This window comes from Pseudomonas sp. S60 (assembly GCF_016647865.1).
GTDB lineage: Bacteria > Pseudomonadota > Gammaproteobacteria > Pseudomonadales > Pseudomonadaceae > Aquipseudomonas > Aquipseudomonas parafulva.
Genome location: NZ_JACVVH010000011.1, coordinates 12,516 through 39,418, shown reverse-complemented (window position 1 = coordinate 39,418; position 26,903 = coordinate 12,516). Strand labels below are relative to the sequence as shown.

The following is a 26,903-nucleotide window of genomic DNA, read 5'->3' as shown; positions in this document are numbered from 1 at the left end:
CATGAGAGCCGATCTGGAAATCATCCACGACTGGATCCCCGCCGGTAGCCGGGTCCTCGACCTGGGCTGCGGTAGCGGCGAACTGCTGGCTTCGCTGCGCGATCGCAAGCAGGTCACCGGTTACGGCCTGGAAATCGACGCCGATAATATCGCTGCGTGCGTCGCCAAGGGCGTGAATGTCATCGAGCAAGACCTGGACAAAGGCCTGGGCAACTTCGCCAGCAACAGTTTCGACGTGGTGATCATGACCCAGGCCTTGCAGGCCGTGGAATACCCCGACCGTATCCTGGACGAGATGCTGCGCGTGGGCCGCCAGTGCATCATCACCTTCCCCAACTTCGGCCATTGGCGCTGCCGCTGGTACCTGGCGACCAAAGGCCGCATGCCGGTGTCGGACTTCATGCCGTATACCTGGTACAACACGCCGAACATCCACTTCTGCACCTTCGCAGACTTCGAAGAGCTGGTGCACGAGCGCAAGGCCAAGGTGCTGGACCGCCTGGCTGTCGATAACCTGCACCGCAATGGGTGGGGTGGCCGGCTTTGGCCTAATCTTCTGGGTGAAATCGGCATCTACCGGGTCAGCAGCCCCGGCCTGCAGGAACACCAGCTCGCAGTCTGATTTTTCGGAGGGATCGCACCATGCGTCGCCTTGCACTGTTTCTCGTCAGTTTGTGTCTGGCCTTGCCGGCGGTGGCCGCCGATACTGCCCGCGCCGATCGCAAAGAGGTATTCGGCAACGTGACGGTGCACTACAGCGCCTTCACCTCGAGCATGCTCACGCCCCAGGTAGCTGCGGCCACGGGCCTGGTACGCAGCAAGAACCTGGGGGTACTCACCCTGACTGCGCTCAAGGCCGGCAAACCGGCAACGGCAGTGGTCAGCGGTACGGTCAAGGACCTCACCGGGCGCAGCAGCCCCCTGTCGTTCAGGCAGGTTACCGACCAGGGCACGGTGTCGTACGTGGCCCAGTTCAAGATCGAACAGCCCGAAACCGTCACGTTCGACCTGAATGTCGAAACCGGCGGCATCGGCAACTCCTTCAGTTTCAACCAGGAAGTGTTCCCAGGCGAATGATGAATTTCCAGCAACTGGTATTGGCCAGCCACAACGCCGGCAAACTCAAGGAACTGCAAGCCATGCTCGGCCAGAGCGTGCAATTGCGGTCCATTGGCGAGTTCAGCCAGGTCGAACCGGAAGAAACCGGCCTGTCGTTCGTTGAAAACGCCATCCTCAAGGCCCGTAATGCCGCGCGCATCTCCGGCTTGCCGGCGCTGGCCGATGACTCGGGCCTGGCCGTGGACTTCCTTGGAGGGGCTCCGGGGATTTATTCGGCGCGTTATGCCAATGGCCAGGGTGACGCGGCGAACAACGCCAAGCTGCTCGAAGCACTGAAAGACGTGCCTGAGGCCGAGCGCGGCGCCCAGTTCGTCTGCGTGCTGGCGCTGGTGCGTCATGCAGACGACCCACTGCCGATCCTGTGCGAAGGGTTGTGGCACGGCCGTATTCTGTTCCAGGCCAGCGGTGACCATGGTTTTGGCTACGATCCGCTGTTCTGGGTGCCCGAACGTGACTGCTCCAGCGCCGACCTGGCGCCCGCGGACAAGAACCAGCTTAGCCACCGCGCCCGCGCCATGGCCCTGTTGCGTCAACGTCTGGGCCTGGCATGATCCCACCGCAGTCCACCCCCTCGGCGGCAGGCTTCCAGCAACTGCCGCCGCTGTCGCTGTACATCCACATCCCCTGGTGCGTACGCAAATGCCCGTACTGCGACTTCAATTCGCACGCGGCCGGGCCTGAGCTGCCCGAAGATGCCTATGTCGCGGCACTGCTCACCGACCTGGACCAGGAGCTGGCCGCCGTACAGGGCCGCCCCATCAGCTCGATCTTCTTCGGGGGCGGCACGCCCAGCCTGTTCAGTGCCGCCGCCTTGGGCCGGCTGTTGCGCGGTGTGGAACAACGCATTGCGTTTGCACCGGACATCGAGATAACCCTGGAGGCCAACCCGGGTACGTTCGAACAGGACAAGTTCAAGGCCTACCGGCAAACGGGCATCAACCGCCTGTCCATCGGCGTGCAGAGCTTCCAGCCCGGCAAACTGGAGGCGCTGGGGCGTATCCACAACGGCGACGAAGCGGTACGCGCAGCAGGTATGGCACGCGCCGCCGGCTTCGACAATTTCAACATGGACCTGATGCACGGGCTGCCCGACCAGTCGCTGGATGATGCGCTCGGCGACCTGCGCCAGGCCATCGACCTGGGCCCGACGCACCTGTCGTGGTACCAGCTGACGGTGGAACCGAACACCGTGTTCTGGAACCAGCCGCCAGCGCTGCCCGAGGACGATATCCTCTGGGATATCCAGGAAGCCGGCCAGCACCTCATGGCCGCCAACGGCTTTGCCCAGTACGAAGTGTCCGCCTATGCCCAACCTGGCCGCGCTGCCCGGCATAACCTGAACTACTGGCGTTTTGGCGACTTCATCGGCATCGGCGCCGGCGCCCATGGCAAGCTCACCTTTGCCGATGGCCGCATTCTGCGTACCTGGAAGACGCGCCTGCCCAAGGACTACCTGAACCTGGCCAAACCGTTCAAGGCGGGGGAAAAGCTGCTGCCGGTCGCTGAACTGCCGTTCGAGTTCCTGATGAACGCCCTGCGGCTCACGGATGGCGTTGAAGCCCGGCTGTTCACCGAACGCACCGGGCTGCCCCTCGCGCAACTGGCCGAGGCCCGCCGCAGTGCCGAACAAAAGGGCCTTTTGCAGGTCGAACCGGATCGGCTGGCCGCAACGCCCCGGGGGCAGTTGTTCCTCAACGACCTGCTGCAGTATTTCTTGACCTAAGGATGACCCATGGATCTGGTACTTGATCTGCTCGCGACGGTTTCCCGCTGGAGCCGCAGCAACCTGTCAGAAATTTCGCTCGCCTTGGTGGGCTGCCTACTGGTGCTGTTCGGCACCGACATCAAGACCTGGGTGGAGCAACGCCTGGGCAGCCTGGCAGGCGCCCTGCGGGTACCCCTGATGGCCCTGCTGGTGATGATCGGCAGCGGCGCGGCGCTGATCTATGCCACGCCGTGGGTGGTGAAAGGGTTGGGCCAGTTCAACAACTATGCGCTGGCGCCGGTGTTGCTGGTGGTGCTGGTGCTGATTGGGGTGGTGGCTGATCGGCGCGGGTGATTGACCAGTCAGGCGCGGTCTGCAGTTGGTCGGCACGCGAAGCTGATGCTCACGCAAGTGCACATAATCTTGTGATTCAGCACCAACCCGTGGGAGCAACTGTCTTCCACAAAGTCTGAATGCTGGCGCAATCCACCTTGTGGGAGCGGCTTCAGCCGCGAACACCGGCAAAGCCGGTGCCATACACCGCGCTGTTTGCTTCGCGGGTAAACCCGCTCCCACAGTGATTGCGCCAGCTTTGAGATCTTGGGGAAGACAGTTGCTCCCACAGCTTGCGAAAGCCGATCAGTCGACCTTCTCGAACTTCAAGTCCCACACCCCATGCCCCAGCCGCTCGCCGCGGCGTTCGAACTTGGTGATCGGGCGTTCTTCCGGGCGGGGCACATAGGCGCCATCCGCCGCGCGGTTGCGATAGCCCGGCGCGGCGTTCATCACTTCCAGCATGTACTCGGCGTAGGGCTCCCAGTCCGTCGCCATGTGGAACACCCCACCGGGCTTGAGCTTGCGGCGCACCAGCTCGGCAAACTCCAGCTGCACGATACGGCGCTTATGGTGACGCGCCTTGTGCCAGGGGTCGGGGAAGAACAGCATCAGGCGGTCGAGGCTGTTGTCGGCCACACAGCGGTTCAGCACTTCGATGGCATCGCAGTCATACACCCGCAGGTTCTGCAGCCCCTGGGTGAGCACACCGTTGAGCAGCGCACCCACACCCGGGCGATGAACCTCTACGCCGATAAAATCCTGATCTGGGGCGGCCGCCGCCATTTCCAGCAAGGAATGGCCCATGCCAAAACCGATTTCCAGCGTGCGCGGCGCCGACCGGCCAAACACCTGGTCGTAGTCCACAGGGCTGTCGGCCAGCGGCAGGATGAACTGCGGGCCGCCTTGGTCCAGGCCACGCTGCTGGCCTTCGGTCATGCGCCCGGCGCGCATCACGAAGCTCTTGATGCGACGGTGTGGGCGGGCGTCGCCGTCAGGGGTGGTCGGCGTATCGTGCGATTCAGTCATCAGGGGCTCTTACTTGATCAGACCTTCCAGCGGTGAAGACGCGCTGGCATAGAGTTTCTTGGGCATACGGCCGGCCAGGTAGGCCATGCGGCCAGCGACAATGGCATGCTTCATGGCCTCCGCCATCAGCACCGGCTGCTGGGCGTGGGCAATGGCCGAGTTCATCAGCACTGCCTCGCAGCCCATTTCCATGGCGATGGTGGCATCCGATGCGGTGCCTACACCGGCGTCGACCAGCACGGGCACCTTCGATTCCTCAAGGATGATCTGCAGGTTGTACGGGTTGCAGATGCCCAGGCCGGTGCCGATCAAGCCTGCCAGGGGCATGACCGCAATGCAGCCGGCTTCGGCGAGCTGACGGGCGATGATCGGGTCGTCGCTGGTGTAGACCATCACGTCGAAACCATCCTTGACCAGCACTTCGGCGGCCTTGAGGGTTTCGATCACGTTGGGGAACAGGGTTTTCTGGTCGGCCAGCACTTCCAGCTTGACCAGGTTGTGGCCATCGAGCAGCTCACGGGCCAGGCGGCAGGTGCGCACGGCCTCGACGGCGTCATAGCAACCTGCGGTGTTCGGCAGGATGGTATAGCGATCTGGCGGCAGCACATCGAGCAGGTTCGGCTCACCCGGGTTCTGGCCGATGTTGGTGCGGCGCACGGCAACGGTGACGATTTCGGCACCCGAGGCTTCGATGGCCAGGCGGGTTTCTTCCATGTCACGGTACTTGCCGGTACCGACCAGCAGGCGCGACTGGAACGTACGGCCGGCCAGGGTGAAGGGCTTGTCGCTGCGAACGTTGCTCATGGTTGTTCCTCGGGAAAAGGTTGCTGGGCTTGCAGGGGGTTCGCCGGCAGCGATCAGCCGCCGCCGATGGCGTGCACCACTTCGACCTGGTCACCCTCGTGCAGCGCAGTGCTGTCGTGCTGGCTGCGCGGCACGATGTCCTGGTTGAGCTCTACCGCCACGCGGCGGCCAGCCAGGTCCAGGCGAGCCAGCAGGGCCGCGACGCTCTCGCCCGACGGCAATTCGTACGGCTCACCATTGAGTTGAATGCGCATGCTCACGGCCACCATTGTTCTTTGGGGCCCGCATTCTAGCCCCGAAAGGGCCTGCAACCCAAGGCCGCCACACGCCATTAGTCGCGATTGCGGGCCGCCCAGTCAGCCCAGCCGCCACGCGGCAAGCCCCAGGCACAGCCAGCCGGCAAGGAAGCACACACCGCCGATGGGGGTGATGATGCCAAGCTTGCCGATGCCACTGAGGGTGAGCAGGTAAAGGCTGCCGGAAAACAGCACGATACCCAGCACGAACAGGCCGCCTGCCCAACCGACAAGCCGCCCGGGCAAGTGCGCTGCCAGCAGCGCAACCCCGAACAGCGCCAGGGCGTGCACCAGCTGGTAGGTCACACCGGTGTGGAAAATCGCCAGGTAATCGGCACTGAGCCTGTTCTTGAGGCCGTGCGCGGCGAAGGCGCCCAGCGCGACACCGGTAAAGCCGAAAAAGGCGGCAAGCATCAGGAAGCTGCGAAGCATGGGACGACTCCTCGTATCGGGTCTGTATAATGGCCCCTTCCATCCGTACGGCCAAGCCATCCCCATGCTGCCAAACCTCTTACGCCGACTGTACCGCGCCCTGCTCTGGTTCGCCGCCGGCAGTATCGTGCTGGTGCTGGTGTTCCGCTGGGTACCGCCACCGGGTACGGCATTGATGGTGGAGCGCAAGGTGGAGTCCTGGGTAGACGGCGAGCCCATCGACCTGCAGCGTGACTGGGTGCCGTGGGAGCGCATTTCCGATGACCTGAAAGTGGCGGTAATCGCCGGCGAGGACCAGAAGTTCGCCACCCACTGGGGCTTCGACATACCCGCCATCCAGGCTGCGCTGGCCTACAACGAACGCGGGGGCGGCATCCGTGGCGCCAGCACCCTCACACAGCAGGTAGCCAAGAACCTGTTCCTGTGGTCCGGGCGCAGCTGGTTGCGCAAGGGGCTGGAAGCGTGGTTCACGGCCCTGATGGAGCTGTTGTGGTCCAAGGAGCGCATCCTTGAGGTGTACCTGAACAGCGCCGAGTGGGGCCCAGGGGTATTCGGCGCGCAGGCTGCAGCACGCTATCACTTCGGTGTGGACGCAAGCCGCCTGAACCGCCAGCAGGCCGCGCAGCTGGCGGCGGTGCTGCCAAGCCCGATCAAATGGAACGCGGGCCGGCCCAGTGCCTATGTGGCCAGCCGCGCCGGCTGGATCAGCCGGCAGATGAGCCAACTGGGCGGCCCCAGCTACCTGATGCAACTGGACACTTCCCGCAAGCTCTGAACACAGCCATGAAAAAGCCGCTGTCCCTTACGGGGCAGCGGCTTTTTTGCGACGTGAACCAGGGTCAGGCAGCGATCAACGCCTTGACCTTGTTCATCGCATTCTTCTCCAGCTGGCGAATACGCTCGGCCGATACGCTGTACTTGTCTGCCAGCTCGTGCAGGGTGGCCTTCTCTTCGGCCAGCCAGCGCTGGTACAGGATATCGCGGCTACGATCGTCCAGGCCTTGCAGGGCCTGATGCAGGTTGCTGGTGGAGTTGTCGCTCCAGTCAGCATCCTCCAATTGCACGGCCGGGTCGTAACGGTGGTCTTCCAGGTAGTGCGCAGGCGACTGGAAGGCACTGTCGTCATCCGCCTCAGAAGCCGGGTCGAACGCCATGTCGTGGCCGCTCAGGCGGCTTTCCATCTCGCGCACCTCCCGCGGCTCTACGCCGAGGCTTTCGGCCACCCGATGCACCTCGTCGTTGTTCAGCCACGCCAGACGCTTCTTCTGGCTGCGCAGGTTGAAGAACAGCTTGCGCTGCGCCTTGGTGGTAGCCACCTTGACGATGCGCCAGTTACGCAAGATGAACTCGTGGATCTCAGCCTTGATCCAGTGCACGGCGAACGACACCAGGCGCACGCCCATTTCGGGGTTGAAGCGCTTCACGGCCTTCATCAGGCCGACGTTACCTTCCTGCACCAGGTCAGCCTGGGCCAACCCGTAGCCTGCGTAGCTACGGGCAATGTGTACGACGAAACGCAGGTGGGCCATCACCATCTGCCGAGCGGCCTCGAGATCCTGCTCATAGTAGAGACGCTCGGCCAGATCACGCTCCTGCTCGACCGTCAGCAGCGGGATGCTGTTGACCGTGTGCACGTAGGCTTCCAGGTTTGCACCGGGTACCAGGGCATAGGCAGGTTGCAACGATGTGGTCATTCAAGAACCTCCGACTTACTAAACTCGCGCCTTTTGGGCGCTGCCTACATTGACCTGGAACCACGGTACAAGTTCCTGCGTGAACAGCACGTCAATGAGGCACAGAAAACTATCGCGGTGCCAGCTCGTTCAGGTGGCGGGCCACTGCGATCCATGCACCGATATACCCCAACAGCACCGCTCCGATCAAGAGCGACAGACCATCGGACGGCGGTACCCCGCCCAAGGCGAAGTCACTGCCGTACAGGCCGGACAAGCCAACCACGGCCTCGTTCAGCCAGCTCAGGCCAAACGCCAGGATGGCCCACGCCAGCAGGCCCGCGCCCAGCCCGTACAGGGCGCCCATGTACAGGAAGGGCCGGCGCACGTAGGCATCGGTACCGCCGACCAGCTTGATGACTTCGATCTCGATACGGCGGTTTTCGATATGTAGACGAATTGTGTTACCGATTACTAACAACAATGCAGAAATCAGCATCACCGCCAGCCCGAACACGAACCGGTCGCCCAGCTTGAGGATGGCCGCCAGGCGCTCCACCCACACCAGGTCAAGCTGGGCCACGTCAACGCGCGGCAGCTCAGACAGGCGCTGGCGCAGCGCTTCGAGGGCTGGCTTGTCGACCTCGGTAGGGGTGACCACCACCACACCGGGCAGTGGGTTATCGGGCAATTCGCGCAGGGCTTCACCCAGCCCGGACTGCTGCTGGAATTCCTGCAGTGCCTGCTCGCGGCTGACGTATTGGGCTTCGGCTACGCCGGGCATGCCCTTGATCTCATCGCGCAACGCCTCGCCATCACGGCTGTTGGCATCGAGCTTGAGGTACAGGGAAATCTGCGCCGCGCGCTGCCACGAGCCGCCCAGTTGCTCCACGTTCTTGAGCAGCAACGACAGGCCCATGGGCATGCTCAGGGCCACCGCCATCACCATGCAGGTGAAAAAGCTGCCAATCGGCTGCTTGCCCAGGCGGCGCAAGCTGTCCGCCAGGCTGGCACGGTGGCTTTCCAGCCAGGCATGCATCAGCGTGCGCAGGTCTGGCCCGTCATCGTCGGCGGTGCGTTTTTTAGGCGCTTGCGGGTCGGCCGGTTTAGGCGCCACCCGTTCGGACACCTTCGGCGTACGTGTAGTGCTCATTGCCCGGCCTCCCCATCGCCGATCAAGCGGCCGCGCTGCAGGGTCAGCATGCGGTGGCGCATGCGCGCAATCAGTGCCAGGTCGTGGCTGGCGATCAAAACAGTAGTGCCCAGCCGGTTGATGTCTTCGAACACGCCCATGATTTCTGCCGCCAGGCGCGGGTCGAGGTTACCGGTGGGTTCGTCGGCCAGCAGCAGGGCTGGCTGGTGAACGATGGCGCGGGCGATGCCTACCCGCTGCTGCTGGCCCGTGGACAAGTCCGCCGGGTACAGCTCGCCCTTGTCGGACAGCGAAACACGCTCCAGCGCGGAATCCACACGCTTGGCGATCTCGGGCTTGGACAAGCCAAGAATCTGCAGCGGCAGGGCGATGTTGTTGAAGACTGTGCGGTCGAACAGCAACTGGTGGTTCTGGAACACCACGCCGATCTGGCGGCGCAGGAACGGGATCTGCGAGTTGCTGATCTGGCCCAGGTCCTGGCCGGCCAGCATCAGCTTGCCGCTGGTGGGGCGCTCCATGGCCAGCAGCAGGCGCAGCAAGGTGCTCTTGCCGGCGCCCGAATGGCCGGTGACGAACAGGAATTCGCCCCGGCGCGCCCGGAAACTCAGCTCATGCAGCCCCACATGACCATTGGGATAGCGCTTGGCAACCTGTTCGAATCGGATCATGGTCAGTCTCGCTCGGCGAACAGAGCCTTGACGAACGGCTCGGCTTCGAAGGTGCGCAGGTCATCGATACCTTCACCGACACCGATGAAGCGGATGGGCAGCTTGAACTGCTTGGCCAGGGCGAAGATCACGCCGCCCTTGGCCGTGCCGTCCAGCTTGGTCAGCGCCAGGCCGGTCAGTTCGACGCTCTGGTTGAAGTACTTGGCCTGGCTGATGGCGTTCTGGCCAGTACCGGCATCGAGCACCAGCAGCACCTCGTGGGGCGCTTCGGGGTCAAGCTTGCCGATGACCCGGCGCACTTTCTTCAGCTCTTCCATCAGGTTGTCTTTGGTGTGCAGGCGGCCGGCGGTGTCGGCGATCAGCACGTCGACGCCACGGGCCTTGGCAGCCTGCACGGCATCGAAAATCACCGAAGCTGAATCGGCGCCGGTGTGCTGGGCGATGACCGGGATCTTGTTGCGCTCACCCCACACCTGCAACTGTTCCACGGCAGCGGCACGGAAGGTGTCACCGGCCGCCAGCATGACCTTTTTGCCTTCCAGTTGCAGCTTCTTGGCCAGCTTGCCGATGGTGGTGGTCTTGCCGGCGCCGTTCACACCTACCACAAGGATCACGTAGGGCTTGTTCTGCGCCTGCACCACCAGCGGCTGCTCAACCGGCCTGAGCAGCGCAGCCAGCTCTTCCTGCAGCGACTTGTACAGCGCATCGGCGTCAGCCAGCTGCTTGCGGGCGACCTTCTGGGTCAGGTTCTGCACGATCGTGGAGGTGGCCTCCACACCCACGTCGGCCGTTAGCAGGCGGGTTTCGATTTCATCCAGCAGGTCGTCATCGATCACCTTCTTGCCCAGGAACAGGCTGGCCATGCCTTCGCCAATGCTGGCGCTGGTCTTGGACAGGCCCTGTTTGAGGCGGGCGAAGAAGCCAGGCTTCGCGGCTTCCACCTGGGCGGCCACTGCCACTTCGGCAGGCGCATCTACCTGGGCTTCAGCCACTTCGACGGCAACGGGGGCGGCAGGCTCGGGGGCCTGGCGCTCGGGGATGGCAGGCGGGGCCTTGGGTTCGAGGTCCGGCACCAGCGCCACAGGCTCTTCGGCCACGGGCAACACCAGGTTGCTGATAGGCGCGGCCTGCTCGACGGGCTGCGTGCCAGGCGCTTCGACAACTGGCTGGGCAACCGGCGCAGGCACAACGGGTTCAACCTGCTCAGGCTCGGGCACGCTGGGGGGAGTCACGGGCGCTGGCGCAGGCGGTGAAACGACCGGTGCGGGGGTGACAGGTTGCGGTTCGGGCGTGGCAGGCTGCGGCGCCGGGGCAACAGGCTCGGCCGGCGCTTCCTGCGGCTGCTCGGCAACCGGGGCAGGCGCTACCGGTTCGCCAGCATGCGGCTCGGCGGACGGCGGTTCTGGGGTTTGCGGCTGTTCGGCGACAGGTGGCTGCGGCTTCTTGCGAAACCAGCTGAACAGGCCTTTCTTCTCGCTGGCCTCGGCCGGCGCTTTCTTGTCGTCGTTGGAACCAAACATGGAGACGGCTATCTCAGGGTAGCGATGGGCCAGCTATGGCGCATCGGGAATTCTTTCTACGCAGAACAGACTATCTTGAAGCCGGCTGGTTCATGCGCAACGTTTTGTCTTGATGTCCTGCAAGCCAGAACGGCGACAGGCATGGTCGCCAGGCAACCGGATCAGTATCCTAGCACCTCCTGGCCTGCCGACGCTAAACCCAGCGGGCCGCCGAACAGGTTAAACACCGTATGAATGCTCTAGCCCGCCGCGCCGCAGGCCTGTTGCTCGGCACACTGTGCCTGCCGCTCGCGGCCTTCGCCGCCGATGTGCAACCCACCCACGAATTCATCCTCGACAACGGCCTCAAAGTGGTCGTGCGTGAGGACCACCGTGCCCCGGTGGTGGTTTCGCAAATCTGGTACAAGGTTGGCTCCAGCTACGAAACCCCCGGCCAGACAGGCCTGTCCCACGCGCTTGAGCACATGATGTTCAAGGGCAGTGCCAAAATCGGCCCGGGCGAAGCCTCGCGCATCCTGCGCGACCTGGGTGCCGAAGAAAACGCCTTCACCAGCGACGACTACACCGCTTATTACCAGGTGCTGGCCCGCGACCGCCTGCCGGTGGCCCTGGAACTCGAAGCCGACCGCCTGGCCAGCCTGCGCCTGCCGGCCGACGAGTTCAGCCGTGAAATCGAGGTCATCAAGGAAGAACGCCGCCTGCGCACCGACGACCAGCCCAATGCCAAGGCATTCGAGCTGTTCCGCGCCATGGCCTACCCTGCCAGCGGCTATCACACCCCCACCATCGGCTGGATGGCCGACCTTGACCGCATGAAGGTCGAAGAGCTGCGCCACTGGTACGAGTCCTGGTACGCCCCCAACAACGCTACGCTGGTGGTGGTGGGCGATGTCACCGCCGATGAGGTGAAAGGCCTGGCGCAGAAGTACTTTGGCGCCATCCCCAAGCGCACCGTGCCCGCCGCCAAGCTGCCACTGGAACTGGCCGAACCTGGCCAGCGCCAGCTGACCCTGCATGTGCGCACCCAGTTGCCCAGCCTGATCTACGGCTTCAACGTGCCGGGCCTGCCCACCGCGCAGGACCCGCGCACGGTGCATGCCCTGCGCCTGATCTCGGCGCTGCTCGACGGTGGCTACAGTGCGCGCATGCCTGCCCGCCTGGAGCGCGGCCAGGAGCTGGTGGCTGGCGCATCGTCCAGCTACAACGCCTTCACCCGCGGCGACAGCCTGTTCCTGATCTCGGCCACCCCCAACGTGCAGAAGCACAAGACCCTGGCCGACGTCGAAAAAGGCATCTGGCAATTGCTGGATGAACTCAAGACCACCCCGCCGACCGCCGAGGAACTGGAGCGGGTACGCGCCCAGGTCATTGCCGGCCTGGTCTACGACCGCGACTCCATCAGCAGCCAGGCCACCACCATTGGCCAGCTGGAAACCGTCGGCCTGTCCTGGAAGCTGATCGACAGCGAGCTGGACGAGCTCAAGCGCGTCACCCCGCAGGACATCCAGAACGCCGCGCGCACCTATTTCACCCGCGAACGCCTGAGCGTTGCCCATGTACTGCCCGAGGAGTCCGCCCATGAGTGACCGCCGCGCACCACGCCCCACCCTGCTGGCCACGGGCATCCGTGCCCTGGCACTGGCGACCGTGCTGGCCGCACCGGCCCTGGCCGACCAGGCGGCCAAGCCCGATACCGCGGCGGCCCGCCCGGCCAATACGCTGCAATCGCTGGCTGAGCTCGACGGCAAGGCCCCCAGCCGTCGTCAGCTGAACATTCAGCACTGGAATACGGCCGAGGGCGCACGCGTGCTGTTCGTCGAAGCCCGCGAACTGCCCATGTTCGACCTGCGCGTAACCTTTGCCGCCGGCAGCAGCCAGGATGGCGCCACCCCCGGGGTGGCAGCTCTGACCAACGCCATGCTCAATGAAGGCGTGGCCGGCAAGGACGTGACCGCCATCGCCCAGGGCTTCGAGGGCCTAGGCGCGGACTTCGGCAATGGTTCCTACCGCGACATGGCCGTGGCCTCGCTGCGCAGCCTGAGTGCCAAGGACAAGCGCGAACCTGCACTGAAGCTGTTCACTGAGGTCGCGGGCAAGCCCACCTTCCCTGAAGAGGCCCTCAAACGCATCAAGAATCAGATGCTGGCGGGCTTCGAGTACGACAAGCAGAACCCGGGTAAAATCGCGGGCAAGGCGCTGTTCGAAAAACTCTACGGTACCCACCCCTACGCGCACCCGAGCGACGGCAGCCCTGAGAGCATCAACAGCCTTGGCCTTGCACAATTGCGTGCATTCCATGCCAAGGCCTATACCCCAGGCAACGCGGTCATCGCCCTGGTCGGCGACCTGAGCCGCAGCGAAGCCGAAGCCATCGCCGCCCAGGTGTCCGCCGGCCTGCCGAAAGGCCCTGCATTGCCCGCCCCGGCCCAGCCAGCCGACGCCAAGGCCGGGCTCACCCACATCGACTTCCCCTCCAAGCAAACCCACCTGATGCTGGCCGAGTTGGGCATCGACCGCCAGGACAAGGACTGGCCAGCGCTTTCGCTGGGCAACCAGATCCTGGGCGGTGGCGCGTTCGGTACGCGGCTGATGAGCGAAGTGCGGGAAAAACGCGGCCTGACTTACGGCGTGTATTCGGCGTTCAGCCCGATGCAGGTGCGCGGGCCCTTCATGATCAACCTGCAAACCCGTGCCGAGCTTAGCGAAGGGACGCTGAAGCTGGTTCAGGGTATTCTTGCCGATTACCTCAGCACGGGCCCGACCCAGCAGGAGCTGGACGACGCCAAACGCGAACTGGCCGGCAGCTTCCCGCTGTCCAATGCCAGCAACGAAAGCATTGTCGGGCAGTTGGGCGCCATTGGCTTCTACAACCTGCCGCTGACGTGGCTGGAGGACTTCATGCAGCAGTCCCAGGCGCTGACCGTCGAGCAGGTCAAGGCCGCCATGAACCGGCACCTGGCCGCTGACAAGCTGGTGATCGTCACCGTCGGCCCGAACGTGCCGCAAAAGCCGTTGCCTGCCCCCACCGACAAACCCACCGAGCCAGCCCTCGGGGTACCGGAGCACTAATGCCAAGATCCACCCCTCCCGCCCGCCCGCAGCCGGGCCAGAGCAAAGGCTCGGGCCACCTGCGCATTATCGCCGGCCATTGGCGCAGCCGGCGCCTGGCGGTGCCTGACGGCGAAGGCCTGCGCCCAACCCCCGACCGGGTACGTGAAACCCTGTTCAACTGGCTGGCGCCCTACATCGAAGGGGCCCGGGTACTGGATGCCTTCACCGGCAGCGGCGCCCTGGTGCTCGAGGCCTTGTCACGCGGGGCCGAGGATGCCGTGGCGCTGGACAGCAACCCGGCCGCCATCGCCAACCTGAAAAACAACCTGGAGCTTCTGCGTTGCCCACGGGGGCAGATCCTGCAGACCGACGCCCTGCGCTACCTGCAGGCACCGGCCAAACAGCAGTTCGATGTGGTGTTCCTCGACCCGCCGTTCCACCAGCAACTGCTGGCTGAAACCTGCAACCTGCTGGAGCAGAACCAGTGGTTGCGCGAGCAGGCATGGGTGTACACCGAGAGCGAAGCGGCGCCGTCCAGCCTGCAACTGCCTGCCAGCTGGCGCCTGCACCGTGAGAAAAAAACCGGCCAGGTGCATTACGCACTGTGGCAGCGGGGCTAGTTATCTAGCGCAGGCAGGGCGCGCCATTGGCTGAAGCTGTTGGGGTTTCCAACCACCCGAGCACTTCAGCCATGCCACTACCCTCACCTGCGCCGGCCCCTCTCGAAGGGGTGCCCGAGGCACTCGCGTCTCTTGCAGCTGCCACCCCTTCCCCCCTTCAGCATTTCAAACTGGAAAACGGCTTGTCCGTTTACCTTCGCCAGCAGCACGGAACCTCGCTTGCCGCTGTGCAACTGTGGTACCACGTGGGCACCAGCCACGAACCGGCAGGCCACACCAACCTGTCACACCTGCTCGAACACCTGATCTTCGAAGGCAGCAGCAAGCTCGCGGCCGGGGATTATTCCCGCGTCGTCGCACGGCTGGGCGGCCGGGCCAATGCCAGCACCCGCCTGGATGCGACCGCTTACGAGATCTCGCTACCCGTCTCACGCTTGCCAGTGGCGCTGGAGATCATGGCCGATGCCATGCACAGCGCCACCTTCGACGCCCCTGACCTGGCCCGGGCTGCCAAGGCGATCGTCGACGAACGCCGCCTCAAGCTCGATACACAGCCAGCCCAGCAAGCACTCGACCACCACCAGGCACTGGCACACGGTAACAGCCCCTATGCAGCCCCAAGCTTCGGCAACGCAGCCGACCTGGGCAGCCTAGACCTGCAGCAACTGCGTACCTGGTACCGCACCTGGTACCGCCCGAGCAATGCCACCCTGGTGGTGGTCGGCGATATCGACCTGGCGACCCTGCGCGGGCCTGTGGACAAGTACTTTTCACCCCTGGTCAGTGGGCCTGTCACAGACTGCCCGGCACCCAGGCACGACGACGCGCTACAGGCGCGCACGCACACCGTCAGCTTGCCGGGGCTCGCCCATGGTCTGTTCATGTCGTTCAACGTTCCTGGCTGCGCCACGGCACCCGACGAAACTACCACCGCGGCCCTCGAACTGATCGGTGAGCTGCTTGGGCAAGGCGCCAGCTCTTGGCTCTACAGCGAACTGGTGCGCGACCAGCGTGTACTTACAGGTGTAAGAGTGAATTATGACCCCTTGGTACGCGGGGACACGCTGCTTACCGTTGCCGCCTACGTGAATACCACCCACGCCACCCCCGAGCAGGCCGCCGAGGCGGTGTACCAGCAAATTGACCAGCTACGCAGCCTGACGCTGCCCGACAATGAATTGCAGCACCTGAAGCTGGGCCTGCTGGCAAGGCGGCTATTCACCCTTGAAGACCCCGCCTCGCAGGCCGAGCGCATTGGCTCGGTAGCTGCGGCCGGTCAACCCGCCAGCCTGGTCGACAGCGAAGCAGCTCGGCTGGTGGCCATCGACGCAAGCACCCTGCAACAAGTGGCCAATACCTACCTGGGGCGTGAGCGCCTGACCATCACCTTCCTTCGGCCAGGAGCGCAAGCATGACGCACGAACAGTTGCCACCTCATCAACCCCTGCTTTGCCAAGGCCCCACCACAGACCCGGCATTGGCCGCGATGGCGAACCTGGAGTCCATGCAGGCTATCGAGCTCGGCAGGGCACCCTCCGTGCAGGCGACGGCCGAGCAATGGCACACGGCCGAGGGAACGCGCGTCAGCTTCATTGCCGCGCAGGGTCGCCCCATGATCGACCTGGTGCTGCGCTTCAGGGCCGGCAGCATGCTGGACGGTGACACCCCAGGCCTGGCAGCACTTGCCCTGTACAGCCTCGACCAAGGCACCGAAGACCTGGACGCGGCACAGTTCGCCCAACGGCTGGCAGGGCTGGGTGCTACCCTGAGCAGGAAAATCAGCGAGGACAGCACCTCCATCGCCCTGCGATGCCTGAGCATGCCCACGTTACGGGCACAAGCCATCGGCTTGCTGACGCAAATGGTGGCCCGGCCAGCACTGCGCGAGGCTGAGGTGGCGAAGATCCGCGAACGCATAACATTCAATCAGGCCCGGCAAAGCCGACATCCCATTCTGCGAATGGCCAATGCCACCATGAGCCATGTGTTCCACGGCCACCCCTACGCTGCGCAGCCGGCCGCACGACCGGCTGATGACCTGGGTGCCGAGCAGGTTCGCGCCTTCCACCAGAAGGCCTACTCAGCCAACAACCTGGACATCGGCCTGGTCGGTGATGTGAGCCGCGCTGAGGCCGAGCAGTTGGTAAATATGCTGGTGCAGGCGCTACCGCAGCAGTGGGCGGCGCAAACCCCGCCCGCCCCGGCCGACCCTCTACCCCTGGTGCAACACCTGGATTTCGCTGGCAACGCTACCCAGGCGATGCTGACCATCGCGGCCAGGGTTGCCCCCAAGGACCCGCCCTACCCTGCACTGGTGCTGCTTACCGCTATTCTGGGGGGCAGTTACGAGGCTCGCCTTACCCAGGAACTGCGCCACCTGCGCAGCCTTACCTACGCCGTGTCGGCGTTTCTCAGGCCGCTCGATGCAACCACCCTGTTCCAGATTCACTGGGATGTAGTGCCCCAGCACCGCGATGCATCGGGTGCGCTGGTATCGGCCATGCTGAACTGCCTGCGCGAGCATGGGCCCAGCCAGGCCGAGTGTGACATGGCGGTAAACCAGATCGCCGCCCGGCTGCACCATGACCTGGCCGACCACGGCAAACTGGCCAGTGCACTGGCCACCTACAGCCACCAAGGCTTGCCAGCCGACCACCTGACTACCTACGTGGACACCCTGGCGGCGCTGACACCTGCCAACCTGCTGGAAGCCGCTCAGGTATGGCTGGGCCAGGCGCCAGAAGTGTTCGTTACCAGCGGCCCTGCCGTCGAGCAACTGCCGCTCTCGCAGCCTACGCCAGACGAGCGCTAGCCCAGGCAGGGCGGCGCGGTTCGTGGCATGCTAGGCGGGCACCTCATGAGCCGCCCAGCATGCCCAACCCTGACGCCACCTTTCGCCCCGCCACCGGCCTTTCCAATCCGCACCTGCAGACATTGTGGGGGCCGCTGTGGCGCAAGATGCCTGACATGCAGCGCGAGCGGGAGCGCATGTGGCTGGCCGATGGCGACTTCATCGACCTGGACTGGTACGGCCCGCACCAGCCAGACGCCCCCTTGGTACTGGTGCTGCACGGCCTCACCGGCTCGTCTCAGTCACATTACGTAAAAGGGCTGCAGCAAGCCTTGCACGCCTGTGGTTGGGCCAGCGCAGCGGTGAACTGGCGAGGTTGCTCGGGTGAACCCAACCTGCTGCCACGCAGCTATCACTCCGGTGCCAGCGAAGACCTGGCTGAAGTCGTTAGCCACGTAAGGGCGCGGCGCCCACTGGCGCCCCTGTATGCGGTAGGTTACTCGCTGGGTGGCAACGTGCTGCTCAAGTACCTGGGCGAATGCGGCGCGGCCAGCCAGTTGCAGGCCGCGGTGGCGGTTTCGGTGCCGTTTCGTCTTGATCACTGCGCCGACCGCATCGCCCAGGGGTTTTCCAAGGTGTACCAGGCCCACTTCATGCGCGAGATGCTGGCCTATGTGCAGGTCAAGCAACGTCACTTCCATGACAATGCCCATCACGACCGGTTGGCAACCCTGGAACAACTGGGGCCACTGGGCAACCTGCGCACGTTCTGGGAGTTCGACGCCAAGGTCACCGCGCCACTCAACGGCTTCAGCGACGTGCACGATTACTACCGTCGATCATCCAGCCACTTCTTCCTCAAGCAGAACTGTACGCCCACGTTGATTATCCACGCCAGCGATGACCCGTTCGTTTCGACCCGGAGCCTGCCGGGCCCTGGGGACCTGGCTTCGAACACCCGGTTCGAACTGCACGGTCGAGGTGGCCATGTGGGGTTTGTGGAGGGCAGCCTGCGGCGCCCGGGGTACTACCTCGAACGCCGGATACCGCAGTGGCTGATGCAGGGCCAATGAGCCGCGATCAGCTGCCAGTCGCTACACCCCGTGCCGGGTCGTTGATCCACTCACTCCACGAGCCGGCATACAGCTTGCCTAACGGGTAACCGGCAAGCGCCAGGGCAAACAGGTTATGGCACGCCGTTACACCTGAGCCGCAGTACGCTACAACCTGCTCCGGCGCACGCCCGGCCAACTGCTGGTCAAACCGCTGCCGCAGCTGCTCCGGCGGCAGGAAACGCCCATCAGGCCCCAGGTTGTCGGTAAAGGCCGCACATTGGGCGCCAGGGATGTGCCCTGCCACCGGGTCTATCGGCTCTACCTCACCGCGAAAGCGTGGCTGCGCGCGGGCATCGAGCAGGGTCAGGTCGCTCGCACCCAGGCGCCTGGCCAGGTGCTCGGCATCAATCAGCAGCTTGCCGTCGGGTTGGCCTACAAACGCTCCCTCACGCTTGAGCGGTGGGTCGAGGCTTAATGGCAAATGGGCGGCGTGCCAGGCCTTCAGCCCCCCGTCCAGAATCGCCACGCCACTACGTTTGCCCAGCCAGGCCAGCAGCCACCAGGCCCGGGCAGCGAAAGCCCCGGGGCCATCGTCGTAAAGCACCACCTGGCTATCGTCGTCGATACCCCAGTCGCGCAGCCGCTCGGCCAGCCTGGCCGGGTCGGGCAACGGGTGCCTGCCGGTCACCCCTTTGCTGATCGGGCCGCTGAGGTCACGCTCCAGGTCGGCGAAATGGGCCCCGGCGATATGCCCTTGAGCGTAACTACGCTGGCCATAGTCCCCATCCTCAAGGGCAAAGCGGCAGTCGAGGATCACCAGCCCGGGCGAGTCCAGCCGCTCGGCCAATTGCTGTGGGGTGATCAGTTGCGCAAGTGGCATGACAATCTCCTGGTCGATGACGCCAAGCCGTGCCAGGTCTGCAGGGCCTGGTTGAACGGTACATGAAATACCTGGCGATGGCGCACAAACCTCGCGCCGCAGCATGGGGAGAAGTATAGTGGCCCCAGCCGGCCACATGACTTGGCCGGGCGCAGTCGCTGCGCTACCATCCGACTCCCCAACGCACTCCAGCCAGGATGACGCGATGAACCGAGTGTTGTACCCGGGTACTTTCGACCCCATTACCAAAGGCCATGGCGATCTGGTCGAGCGCGCCTCGCGGCTGTTCGACACCGTGATCATCGCGGTGGCAGCCAGCCCCAAGAAAAACCCGCTGTTCCCACTGGAGCAACGGGTAGCGCTGGCGCGTGAGGTCACCAAGCACCTGCCCAATGTCGAAGTCATCGGCTTTTCTTCGCTCCTGGCGCACTTTGCCAAGGAACAGGGCGCCAACGTCTTTCTTCGTGGCCTGCGCGCGGTGTCCGATTTCGAGTACGAGTTCCAGCTGGCGAACATGAACCGGCAACTGGCGCCGGATGTAGAAAGCCTGTTCCTCACGCCTTCCGAGCGCTACTCGTTCATTTCCTCGACCCTGGTGCGGGAAATCGCAGCGCTGGGCGGCGATATCAGCAAGTTCGTCCACCCGGCGGTGGCAGACGCGCTGACCGAGCGCTTCAAGCAGTAGCCACGCTTGCCAGTTTGTCGCGCCCGCGTGCACTGCGGGCGCGAATGCGGCACAATTGTGCCCTTGCGTTGAACATGCCCGGGCCAGGAGCCCCGGCCGGAGCCCCCATGTCTTTGATCATCACCGACGATTGCATCAATTGCGACGTCTGCGAACCCGAGTGCCCGAACGAGGCCATCTCCCAAGGCGAAGAGATCTACGTGATCGACCCCAACCTGTGCACCCAGTGCGTAGGGCACTACGATGAGCCTCAATGCCAGCAGGTATGCCCGGTAGACTGCATCCCGCTGGATGAAGCCCACCCGGAAAGCGAAGAACAGCTGATGGCCAAGTACCTCAGGATTACCGGCAAGGCCTGAGCCCCGGCGGGCAGCAGCGGGTGCTCAGCGCTGGCAGCGTGGGCAGAACACGCTGGCCCGCTGGCCCAGCTTCACATCCCGCAGTTCGGTACCGCACACCTTGCACGGCTGGCCGCCGCGCCCGTAAGCGAACAGGGTCTGCTGAAAATACCCGGGTTGGCCATCGCCGCCGATGAAATCACGCAAGGTCGTTCCGCCCTGTTCGATGGCGGCGGCCAGCACCCGCTTGATCTCGATCGCCAGTTTCAGATAACGCGCCCGCGAAATGCCACCGGCTGGCCGGCGTGGGTCGATGCCGGCGGCAAACAGCGCCTCAGCGGCGTAGATGTTGCCTACCCCCACCACCACGGCGTTGTCCATGATGAACGGTTTGACGGCCATCGACCGCCCGCGCGACAGCTGGAACAACCGCTCACCATCGAACAGGTCGGTCAGTGGTTCAGGCCCCAGGCGCAGCAACAGCTCATGATTGAGCGGGTCCTGGCTCCAGAGCATCGCGCCAAAGCGGCGGGGGTCGGTGTAACGCAGCATCAGGCCCGATTCCAGCTCGATATCCACGTGTTCGTGCTTGCCGGGCGGCAGACCCAGTTCGACCAACCGCAAGTTGCCTGACATGCCAAGGTGGCTGATGAGCGTGCCGACCTCGGCATTGATCAGCAGGTATTTCGCCCGCCGCTCGACGGTGACGATACGTTGCCCGGACAAGCGTACGTCCAAGTCTTCCGGCACAGGCCAGCGCAGGCGCCGGTCACGCACCACCACACGGCTGACCCGCTGGCCCTCCAGGTGCGGCGCGATCCCGCGCCGGGTGGTTTCTACTTCAGGAAGTTCCGGCATGTGTCAGCGCCCACCCAGCTCTTGGATATTCTGCTTGAGGTTGTCGAAGTCGTATTCCGACAAGCCTATGTAATCGAGCACCAACGGCCCGACCGCGTTCCATTCGTGATCCACCGCCTGGTTGCCCAGTACACGGAACGACGCGCAGATGTGCTCCGCCATTTTCAGCACCGCCAGCAGGTTCTTCATCTGGCCCTGGTTATTGCTTGAGCTGTCGTCGCGGAACACCGAGAGGGCATTGTGGTGGTTGGCAATGGCCGCGGTCAGGTGTTCGGGCAGGCGCCAGGACTTGGCCGTGAAATACCCCACCACCGAATGGTTGGTATTGAGCGTGCGGTTTTCGGTATCGACCACGCGGGTGTGTTGGTCGGCCTTGGCATAGGCGTCTTCCAGCACCTGCATGTAGTGGGGGAAGCGCTTGAGCATCAGCGGCACGCCGCAGTCATGGAACAGCCCCAGGGTGTAGGCCTCGTCCGCCGGCTGGATGCCCGTGCGCTTGGCCAGGGTCAGGCAGGTCATCGCCACATCCTGGGCGGTGTCCCAGAAGCGGTTGAGGGTGACGATGGTTTCGTCGCTCATCTCGCCCTTGATCGACTGGGCGTTGATCAGGTTGATGATCGAACGGCTGCCCAACAGGTTCACCGCGCGCTGGATCGAGCCGATCTTGTTGCTCAGGCCGAAGTGCGGCGAGTTGACGAGCTTGAGCAAGGCACCGGAGAGCCCTGGGTCCTGGGATATCAGCTTGGCGATGGTTTCCAGGTCCGGGTCGGGCATGTACTGCTCGAACTGCAGATCGACCATGATCTGCGGCTGCGGCGGAATGGTAATGCCTTGCAAGGCTTGCTGGATCTGTTCGGCGCTGAGTTCTTGGGACATGCGTGCACACTCGTATGGGACCGCCAATTCTAACGCGGCGGGCGGCCAGGAAACTAACCATTGAATCGGTGCGTTGGAACTTTCCTTTAGCCCCACTGGCCTGTTTCTCATATTCATCGAGTAAGGGAGCAAGACCATGAGCACAGCATTGAACGGCAAGCGCGTGGCCATTCTGGTTACCGACGGTTTTGAACAGGTCGAGCTGACCGGCCCTCGCGAGGCCCTGACCAAGGCCGGCGCACAGGTGCACATTCTCAGTGAGAAAGAAGGCAAGGTGCGTGGTTGGAACCACGACAAACCGGCGGATGAATTCCAGGTCGACGCCACCTTCGATGCAGCCGGCCAGACGGTCTACGATGCGCTGGTGCTGCCAGGCGGCGTGCAGAACTCCGACACCATCCGGCTGATTGCCGGGGCGCAGCAACTGGTGAAAAGCCACGATGCGGCCGGCAAGCCGCTGGCCGTGATCTGCCACGGCGGCTGGCTGCTGATTTCCAGCGGGCTGACCAAGGGCAAGCGCATGACCAGCTTCAAGACCTTGCAGGACGACCTGCGCAACGCTGGCGCCGAATGGGTGGATGAAGAGGTGGTAGTGGATGGCAACCTGATCAGCAGCCGTCAGCCAGATGACATCCCCGCCTTCAACGCGCAATTGGTGAAGGCCCTGTCGGCCTGACAGCTGGCAGGCAGCGCGAAGGCCGGACAGGCGTTATACTCCCGCTCTTTTTCCCGGAGCGACGTCATGTCCCTGCCCAGCCTTCGCCTCAAAGCCAACGCCGACCGCCGCCTGCGCGCAGGCCACCTGTGGGTCTACAGCAACGAGGTCGACGTGGCCGCCAGCCCGCTGCAGGGCTTTCAGGCCGGCCAGCAGGCGGTACTGGAAGCTGCCAACGGCAAGCCCCTGGGGATCGTTGCCGTCAGCCCCAACAACCTGATCTGCGCCCGCTTGCTGTCCCGTGACGCCAAGCTGCCGCTGGACAAATCGCTGCTGGTGCACCGCCTGAATGTGGCCCTGTCCCTGCGCGAGCGCTTGTTCGAACAACCCTGCTACCGCCTGGTGTACGGCGATTCCGACCTGCTGCCGGGCCTGGTGGTGGACCGCTTCTTCGATATCCTGGTGGTGCAACTGGCCTCCGCGACCATGGAAGCCCACAAGGATGAGGTGGTCGCCGCACTGGTGCAGGTACTCAAGCCTAGCGGCATTCTGTTCAAGAATGACTCGGCCGCACGGGATGCAGAAGGCCTGCAGCGTTACGTGGACACGGTGTACGGGGAGGTGCCCGACTGGGTGCCGCTGGAAGAAAACGGCGTTCGCTTCGAAGCCCCGGTACGCGACGGCCAGAAAACCGGTTGGTTCTACGATCACCGCATGAACCGTGCGCGCCTGGCGCCCTACGTGAAGGGCAAGCGCGTACTGGACCTGTTCAGCTACATCGGCGGCTGGGGTGTACAGGCAGGTGCCTTTGGTGCCAGCGAAGTGTTCTGCGTGGATGCGTCGGGCTTCGCCCTGGACGGCGTTGAACGTAACGCGGCCCTGAACGGCATCAGCGAAAAGCTGACCTGCATCGAGGGTGACGTATTCGAGGCCCTGCGAGAGCTGAAAGCGGCCGAAGAACGTTTTGACGTGATCATCGCCGACCCGCCCGCCTTCATCAAACGCAAGAAAGACCTGAAAAACGGTGAAGCGGCCTACCGGCGCCTGAACGAGCAGGCCATGCGCATGCTGAGCAAGGACGGCATTCTGGTGAGCGCTTCCTGCTCGATGCACCTGCCGGAAGATGACCTGCACAACATCCTGCTGACCAGCGCCCGCCACCTGGACCGCAACCTGCAGTTGCTGGAACGCGGCGGCCAGGGCCCGGACCACCCGGTGCACCCGGCCATCGCCGAAACCCGCTACATCAAGAGCATCACCTGCCGGTTGCTGCCCAACAGCTGACCTGCGCGACAAGGGGCCGCTTGGCGGCCCCTCATCCATGCCCTTGCAGGTTAAAGTGCCAGCACCTGCGTGGCGATGCCGAAATACACCAGCACACCCGCCGCATCGGCAATCGAGGTGATCAACGGGCCACTGGCCGTTGCAGGGTCCAGCCGCAGGCGGCTGAGCAGAAACGGCAGGCTCATGCCGATCAGGCTGCCCACCATCACGATCACCACCATGCTGCTGGCAACGATCAGTGCAATTTCCGGCCCACCGCGCAGCAGCCCCAGCGCCGCGACGGCAACAGCCATGGTGCAGCCCAGCAGCAACGCTACCCCGAACTCCCGGCCCAGCATGCGTGCCCAGTCGCGCAGCATGACTTCGCCGGTGGCCAGCCCGCGCACCATCAACGTTGCCGACTGGGAGCCGGCATTGCCGCCGCTGTCTACCAGCAATGGCAGGAAGAACACCAACGCGATGTTGGCGGCGATGGTTTCTTCAAAGGCTGCGATGCCGGCCCCCGAAAACAGGTTGCCGAACACCAGCAACACCAGCCACAGCACGCGCTTGCGGTACAGCAGGCCAAGCGTGGCATGCCGCAGGTTGCCTATGTGGTTGGTGATGGAAGCACCCTTGTGGAAGTCTTCGGTGGCTTCGCGGCGTTGCGCCTCGAGCGCCGCGTTCACGTCCGAACCTGGGGTGTTTTTTTCGATTTGCTGTTGCATGAAGTTCTCCAGGCGCCGATGCAGGCGCCTGCAGACCTCAACCACACGGGCTCAAGCCTTCGGCAGCCCTGGCGACGGCGCGCTCAGTGCCAGATTGCAGTTCGTTGGGAACCGGTAACTGGGAAGGTCCATTGAGGATGTATCTCGTGTAACCGCACATGCGGCGGCCGGATGATAGTGATAGGTGGCAGCAAGGTCAGCCCTTTGCAGGGCATTTCAGACGTTTCCTACAGGCACCGGTAACAAGCCCAAAACCGCCGTCCAGGCACATCGTCGTTCCCTCCCCGCCTCAGCGGTGTAGAATCGGCCTATTCATCGCCAGTCATCCCCGGCGGGTTTATGAGCTCTGGTCAAGCACGCGGCGATCCCGCGCGGTCTTCGGCCCCATCCGTGCCTGTGGCAACCGGCCTGCGGTACAAAGGACAAGAGAAGCTCACTCCCCTTTTTGTGACCTGATTAAGCCGCCAGGAGTGCTTCATGCCTGATTATCGTTCCAAGACTTCCACCCACGGCCGCAACATGGCCGGCGCCCGTGCCCTGTGGCGCGCCACCGGCATGAAAGACGACGACTTCAAGAAGCCGATCATCGCCATCGCCAACTCGTTCACCCAGTTCGTCCCAGGTCACGTACACCTGAAGGACCTGGGCCAGCTGGTTGCCCGCGAAATCGAGCGCGCCGGTGGCGTGGCCAAGGAATTCAACACCATCGCGGTCGACGACGGCATCGCCATGGGCCATGACGGCATGCTGTATTCGCTGCCAAGCCGCGAAATCATCGCCGACGCCGTGGAGTACATGGTCAATGCCCACTGTGCTGACGCCATCGTGTGCATCTCCAACTGCGACAAGATCACCCCAGGCATGCTCATGGCTGCCCTGCGCCTGAACATCCCGGTGATCTTCGTGTCCGGCGGCCCGATGGAGGCCGGCAAGACCAAGCTGGCCAACCATGGCCTGGACCTGGTGGACGCCATGGTCATCGCCGCCGATAGCACGGCGTCCGACGAGAAGGTCGCCGAGTACGAGCGCAGCGCCTGCCCGACGTGCGGCTCCTGCTCCGGCATGTTCACGGCCAACTCCATGAACTGCCTGACCGAGGCCCTGGGGCTGGCACTGCCGGGCAATGGCTCGACCCTGGCCACCCACTCCGACCGCGAGCAGCTGTTCCTCACGGCTGGCCGTACCATCGTCGAGCTGTGCAAACGCTACTACGGCGAGAACGACGAGTCGGTGCTGCCGCGCAACATCGCCAACTTCAAGGCGTTCGAGAACGCCATGATGCTCGACATCGCCATGGGTGGCTCGACCAACACCATCCTGCACTTGCTGGCAGCCGCCCAGGAGGCCGAAGTGGCCTTCGACCTGCGGGACATCGACCGCCTGTCGCGCAAGGTGCCGCAGCTGTGCAAAGTGGCGCCGAACATCCAGAAGTATCACATGGAAGATGTGCACCGCGCGGGCGGCATCTTCAGCATCCTCGGTTCGCTGGCACGTGGCGGCTTGCTGCACACCGACCTTCCGACCGTTCACAGCCGCAGCATGGAAGAAGCCATCGCCAAATGGGACATCACCCAGACCGACGATGAGGCAGTGCACACGTTCTTCAAGGCAGGCCCTGCCGGCATCCCGACCCAAACCGCGTTCAGCCAGTCCACCCGCTGGCCAAGCCTGGACCTGGACCGCGCCGAGGGGTGTATCCGCAGCGCCGAGCACGCCTACTCGCAAGAGGGCGGGCTGGCCGTGCTGTACGGCAACATTGCCCAGGACGGTTGCGTGGTGAAAACTGCCGGCGTCGATGAGTCGATCCTGGTGTTCGAGGGCAATGCGAAGATCTTCGAGAGCCAGGACAGCGCCGTGCGTGGCATTCTCGCCGACGAGGTAAAGGCCGGCGACATCGTCATCATCCGCTACGAAGGCCCCAAAGGTGGCCCGGGCATGCAGGAAATGCTGTACCCCACCTCCTACCTGAAGTCCAAGGGCCTGGGCAAAGCCTGCGCACTACTCACCGACGGCCGCTTCTCGGGCGGCACCTCGGGCCTGTCCATCGGCCATGCCTCACCGGAGGCCGCAGCAGGCGGTGCCATCGGCCTGGTGCGCGACGGCGACAAGGTGCTGATCGACATCCCCAACCGCTCGATCAACCTGCAGGTCAGCGATGAAGAACTGGCACACCGCCGCATCGAGCAGGACAAGAAAGGCTGGAAACCCGCCGAAGTGCGCCCACGCAAGGTAACCACCGCCCTCAAGGCCTACGCCCTTTTGGCGACCAGTGCCGACAAGGGTGCAGTGCGGAACAAGGCGATGCTGGACGGGCTTTGAAGCTGCAGTTGCTCGGGTTGGTTACAGGGGCCGCTTTGCGGCCCCTTTTTGC

The 26,903-nt window shown here is 64.0% G+C and carries 29 protein-coding genes; 17 read left to right on the top strand and 12 right to left on the bottom strand.

What is annotated here, in order from left to right:
• Position 1: 1 nt before the first annotated feature.
• From metW to IAE33_RS07675, 5 genes are read left to right on the top strand one after another with little or no spacing between them, the layout of a single operon-like run.
• Positions 2-622 (top strand): methionine biosynthesis protein MetW, encoded by a 621-nt coding sequence (metW, locus tag IAE33_RS07695; RefSeq protein WP_028632047.1) that lies wholly within the window; start codon positions 2-4, stop codon positions 620-622.
• A gap of 20 nt (positions 623-642) precedes the next feature.
• Positions 643-1,077: a DUF4426 domain-containing protein gene (locus tag IAE33_RS07690; RefSeq protein WP_028632048.1), complete on the top strand. Its 435-nt coding sequence runs from the start codon at positions 643-645 to the stop codon at positions 1,075-1,077.
• Complete coding sequence (rdgB, locus tag IAE33_RS07685; RefSeq protein ID WP_028632049.1) at positions 1,074-1,670, top strand: RdgB/HAM1 family non-canonical purine NTP pyrophosphatase; 597 nt, start codon at positions 1,074-1,076, stop codon at positions 1,668-1,670. Before IAE33_RS07690 ends, rdgB begins: the two co-directional genes overlap by 4 nt.
• Complete coding sequence (hemW, locus tag IAE33_RS07680; RefSeq protein WP_201163023.1) at positions 1,667-2,842, top strand: radical SAM family heme chaperone HemW; 1,176 nt, start codon at positions 1,667-1,669, stop codon at positions 2,840-2,842. Before rdgB ends, hemW begins: the two co-directional genes overlap by 4 nt.
• Positions 2,843-2,851: 9 nt before the next feature.
• Complete coding sequence (locus tag IAE33_RS07675) at positions 2,852-3,178, top strand: DUF3392 family protein (protein WP_060480817.1); 327 nt, start codon at positions 2,852-2,854, stop codon at positions 3,176-3,178.
• A gap of 285 nt (positions 3,179-3,463) precedes the next feature.
• On the opposite strand, the gene trmB is transcribed toward IAE33_RS07675, so the two are convergent.
• From trmB to IAE33_RS07655, 4 genes are all read right to left on the bottom strand, one after another.
• Positions 3,464-4,186, bottom strand: a complete 723-nt coding sequence (gene trmB, locus IAE33_RS07670; protein ID WP_028632052.1) for a tRNA (guanosine(46)-N7)-methyltransferase TrmB — start codon at positions 4,184-4,186, stop codon at positions 3,464-3,466.
• Between the two features lie 9 nt (positions 4,187-4,195).
• Complete coding sequence (locus IAE33_RS07665; protein WP_043208630.1) at positions 4,196-4,990, bottom strand: thiazole synthase; 795 nt, start codon at positions 4,988-4,990, stop codon at positions 4,196-4,198.
• 53 nt (positions 4,991-5,043) lie between these two features.
• Positions 5,044-5,244 (bottom strand): sulfur carrier protein ThiS, encoded by a 201-nt coding sequence (gene thiS / locus IAE33_RS07660; protein WP_028632054.1) that lies wholly within the window; start codon positions 5,242-5,244, stop codon positions 5,044-5,046.
• A 102-nt stretch (positions 5,245-5,346) separates the two neighbouring features.
• Entirely contained in the window at positions 5,347-5,718 is a 372-nt protein-coding gene (locus IAE33_RS07655; protein WP_060480819.1) for a DUF423 domain-containing protein, read from the bottom strand.
• Between the two features lie 64 nt (positions 5,719-5,782).
• Between IAE33_RS07655 and mtgA the strand changes: the two genes are divergently transcribed.
• Positions 5,783-6,493: a monofunctional biosynthetic peptidoglycan transglycosylase gene (mtgA, locus tag IAE33_RS07650; RefSeq protein WP_201163068.1), complete on the top strand. Its 711-nt coding sequence runs from the start codon at positions 5,783-5,785 to the stop codon at positions 6,491-6,493.
• Between the two features lie 64 nt (positions 6,494-6,557).
• Here the strand turns inward: mtgA and rpoH are convergent, their stop codons facing one another.
• The 4 genes from rpoH to ftsY all read right to left on the bottom strand — a co-directional run bounded on the left by rpoH (position 6,558) and on the right by ftsY (position 10,732).
• Positions 6,558-7,412 carry an RNA polymerase sigma factor RpoH gene (gene rpoH / locus IAE33_RS07645; RefSeq protein ID WP_028632057.1) on the bottom strand — a complete coding sequence of 285 codons (855 nt, stop codon included), beginning with the start codon at positions 7,410-7,412 and terminating at the stop codon, positions 6,558-6,560.
• 109 nt (positions 7,413-7,521) lie between these two features.
• Positions 7,522-8,544, bottom strand: a complete 1,023-nt coding sequence (ftsX, locus tag IAE33_RS07640) for a permease-like cell division protein FtsX (RefSeq protein WP_028632058.1) — start codon at positions 8,542-8,544, stop codon at positions 7,522-7,524.
• On the bottom strand, positions 8,541-9,212 hold the full coding sequence (gene ftsE / locus IAE33_RS07635) for a cell division ATP-binding protein FtsE (protein ID WP_028632059.1): 672 nt from the start codon (positions 9,210-9,212) through the stop codon (positions 8,541-8,543). The genes ftsX and ftsE overlap by 4 nt, the downstream gene beginning before the upstream one ends.
• 2 nt (positions 9,213-9,214) lie before the next feature.
• Complete coding sequence (ftsY, locus tag IAE33_RS07630; protein WP_201163022.1) at positions 9,215-10,732, bottom strand: signal recognition particle-docking protein FtsY; 1,518 nt, start codon at positions 10,730-10,732, stop codon at positions 9,215-9,217.
• 230 nt (positions 10,733-10,962) lie between these two features.
• Between ftsY and IAE33_RS07625 the strand changes: the two genes are divergently transcribed.
• The 6 genes from IAE33_RS07625 (at position 10,963) to IAE33_RS07600 (ending at position 18,267) form a co-directional block, all read left to right on the top strand.
• A complete protein-coding gene (locus IAE33_RS07625; RefSeq protein WP_028632061.1) occupies positions 10,963-12,318 on the top strand; it encodes a M16 family metallopeptidase in 1,356 nt (451 codons plus the stop codon).
• A complete protein-coding gene (locus IAE33_RS07620; protein WP_201163021.1) occupies positions 12,311-13,801 on the top strand; it encodes a M16 family metallopeptidase in 1,491 nt (496 codons plus the stop codon). Before IAE33_RS07625 ends, IAE33_RS07620 begins: the two co-directional genes overlap by 8 nt.
• On the top strand, positions 13,801-14,403 hold the full coding sequence (gene rsmD / locus IAE33_RS07615; protein WP_201163020.1) for a 16S rRNA (guanine(966)-N(2))-methyltransferase RsmD: 603 nt from the start codon (positions 13,801-13,803) through the stop codon (positions 14,401-14,403). The genes IAE33_RS07620 and rsmD overlap by 1 nt, the downstream gene beginning before the upstream one ends.
• A gap of 182 nt (positions 14,404-14,585) precedes the next feature.
• Positions 14,586-15,818, top strand: coding sequence for a M16 family metallopeptidase (locus IAE33_RS07610; protein ID WP_201163019.1), 1,233 nt, complete (start codon positions 14,586-14,588; stop codon positions 15,816-15,818).
• Positions 15,815-17,215, top strand: a complete 1,401-nt coding sequence (locus tag IAE33_RS07605; RefSeq protein WP_201163018.1) for a M16 family metallopeptidase — start codon at positions 15,815-15,817, stop codon at positions 17,213-17,215. Before IAE33_RS07610 ends, IAE33_RS07605 begins: the two co-directional genes overlap by 4 nt.
• Before the next feature lie 59 nt (positions 17,216-17,274).
• Entirely contained in the window at positions 17,275-18,267 is a 993-nt protein-coding gene (locus IAE33_RS07600) for a hydrolase (protein WP_201163017.1), read from the top strand.
• A gap of 7 nt (positions 18,268-18,274) precedes the next feature.
• On the opposite strand, the gene IAE33_RS07595 is transcribed toward IAE33_RS07600, so the two are convergent.
• Positions 18,275-19,129, bottom strand: coding sequence for a sulfurtransferase (locus IAE33_RS07595; protein ID WP_201163016.1), 855 nt, complete (start codon positions 19,127-19,129; stop codon positions 18,275-18,277).
• Between the two features lie 205 nt (positions 19,130-19,334).
• On the opposite strand from IAE33_RS07595, the gene coaD reads away from it, so the two are divergent.
• Positions 19,335-19,814 (top strand): pantetheine-phosphate adenylyltransferase, encoded by a 480-nt coding sequence (gene coaD, locus IAE33_RS07590; protein WP_028632068.1) that lies wholly within the window; start codon positions 19,335-19,337, stop codon positions 19,812-19,814.
• Between the two features lie 107 nt (positions 19,815-19,921).
• A complete protein-coding gene (locus IAE33_RS07585) occupies positions 19,922-20,173 on the top strand; it encodes a YfhL family 4Fe-4S dicluster ferredoxin (protein WP_028632069.1) in 252 nt (83 codons plus the stop codon).
• A gap of 24 nt (positions 20,174-20,197) precedes the next feature.
• On the opposite strand, the gene mutM is transcribed toward IAE33_RS07585, so the two are convergent.
• Both mutM and IAE33_RS07575 read right to left on the bottom strand, forming a co-directional pair.
• A complete protein-coding gene (mutM, locus tag IAE33_RS07580; RefSeq protein WP_201163015.1) occupies positions 20,198-21,010 on the bottom strand; it encodes a bifunctional DNA-formamidopyrimidine glycosylase/DNA-(apurinic or apyrimidinic site) lyase in 813 nt (270 codons plus the stop codon).
• Positions 21,011-21,013: 3 nt separating this feature from the next.
• On the bottom strand, positions 21,014-21,832 hold the full coding sequence (locus IAE33_RS07575) for an HDOD domain-containing protein (protein WP_201163067.1): 819 nt from the start codon (positions 21,830-21,832) through the stop codon (positions 21,014-21,016).
• A gap of 190 nt (positions 21,833-22,022) precedes the next feature.
• Here IAE33_RS07575 and IAE33_RS07570 point away from each other — a divergent pair, with 190 nt between their 5' ends.
• On the top strand, positions 22,023-22,562 hold the full coding sequence (locus IAE33_RS07570) for a type 1 glutamine amidotransferase domain-containing protein (protein WP_060480828.1): 540 nt from the start codon (positions 22,023-22,025) through the stop codon (positions 22,560-22,562).
• Positions 22,563-22,628: 66 nt separating this feature from the next.
• Complete coding sequence (locus tag IAE33_RS07565; RefSeq protein ID WP_201163014.1) at positions 22,629-23,825, top strand: class I SAM-dependent rRNA methyltransferase; 1,197 nt, start codon at positions 22,629-22,631, stop codon at positions 23,823-23,825.
• A gap of 50 nt (positions 23,826-23,875) precedes the next feature.
• Here the strand turns inward: IAE33_RS07565 and IAE33_RS07560 are convergent, their stop codons facing one another.
• Positions 23,876-24,532: a magnesium transporter gene (locus IAE33_RS07560; protein ID WP_080667808.1), complete on the bottom strand. Its 657-nt coding sequence runs from the start codon at positions 24,530-24,532 to the stop codon at positions 23,876-23,878.
• Between the two features lie 477 nt (positions 24,533-25,009).
• On the opposite strand from IAE33_RS07560, the gene ilvD reads away from it, so the two are divergent.
• A complete protein-coding gene (gene ilvD, locus IAE33_RS07555) occupies positions 25,010-26,851 on the top strand; it encodes a dihydroxy-acid dehydratase (RefSeq protein WP_201163013.1) in 1,842 nt (613 codons plus the stop codon).
• Positions 26,852-26,903 lie beyond the last annotated feature (52 nt).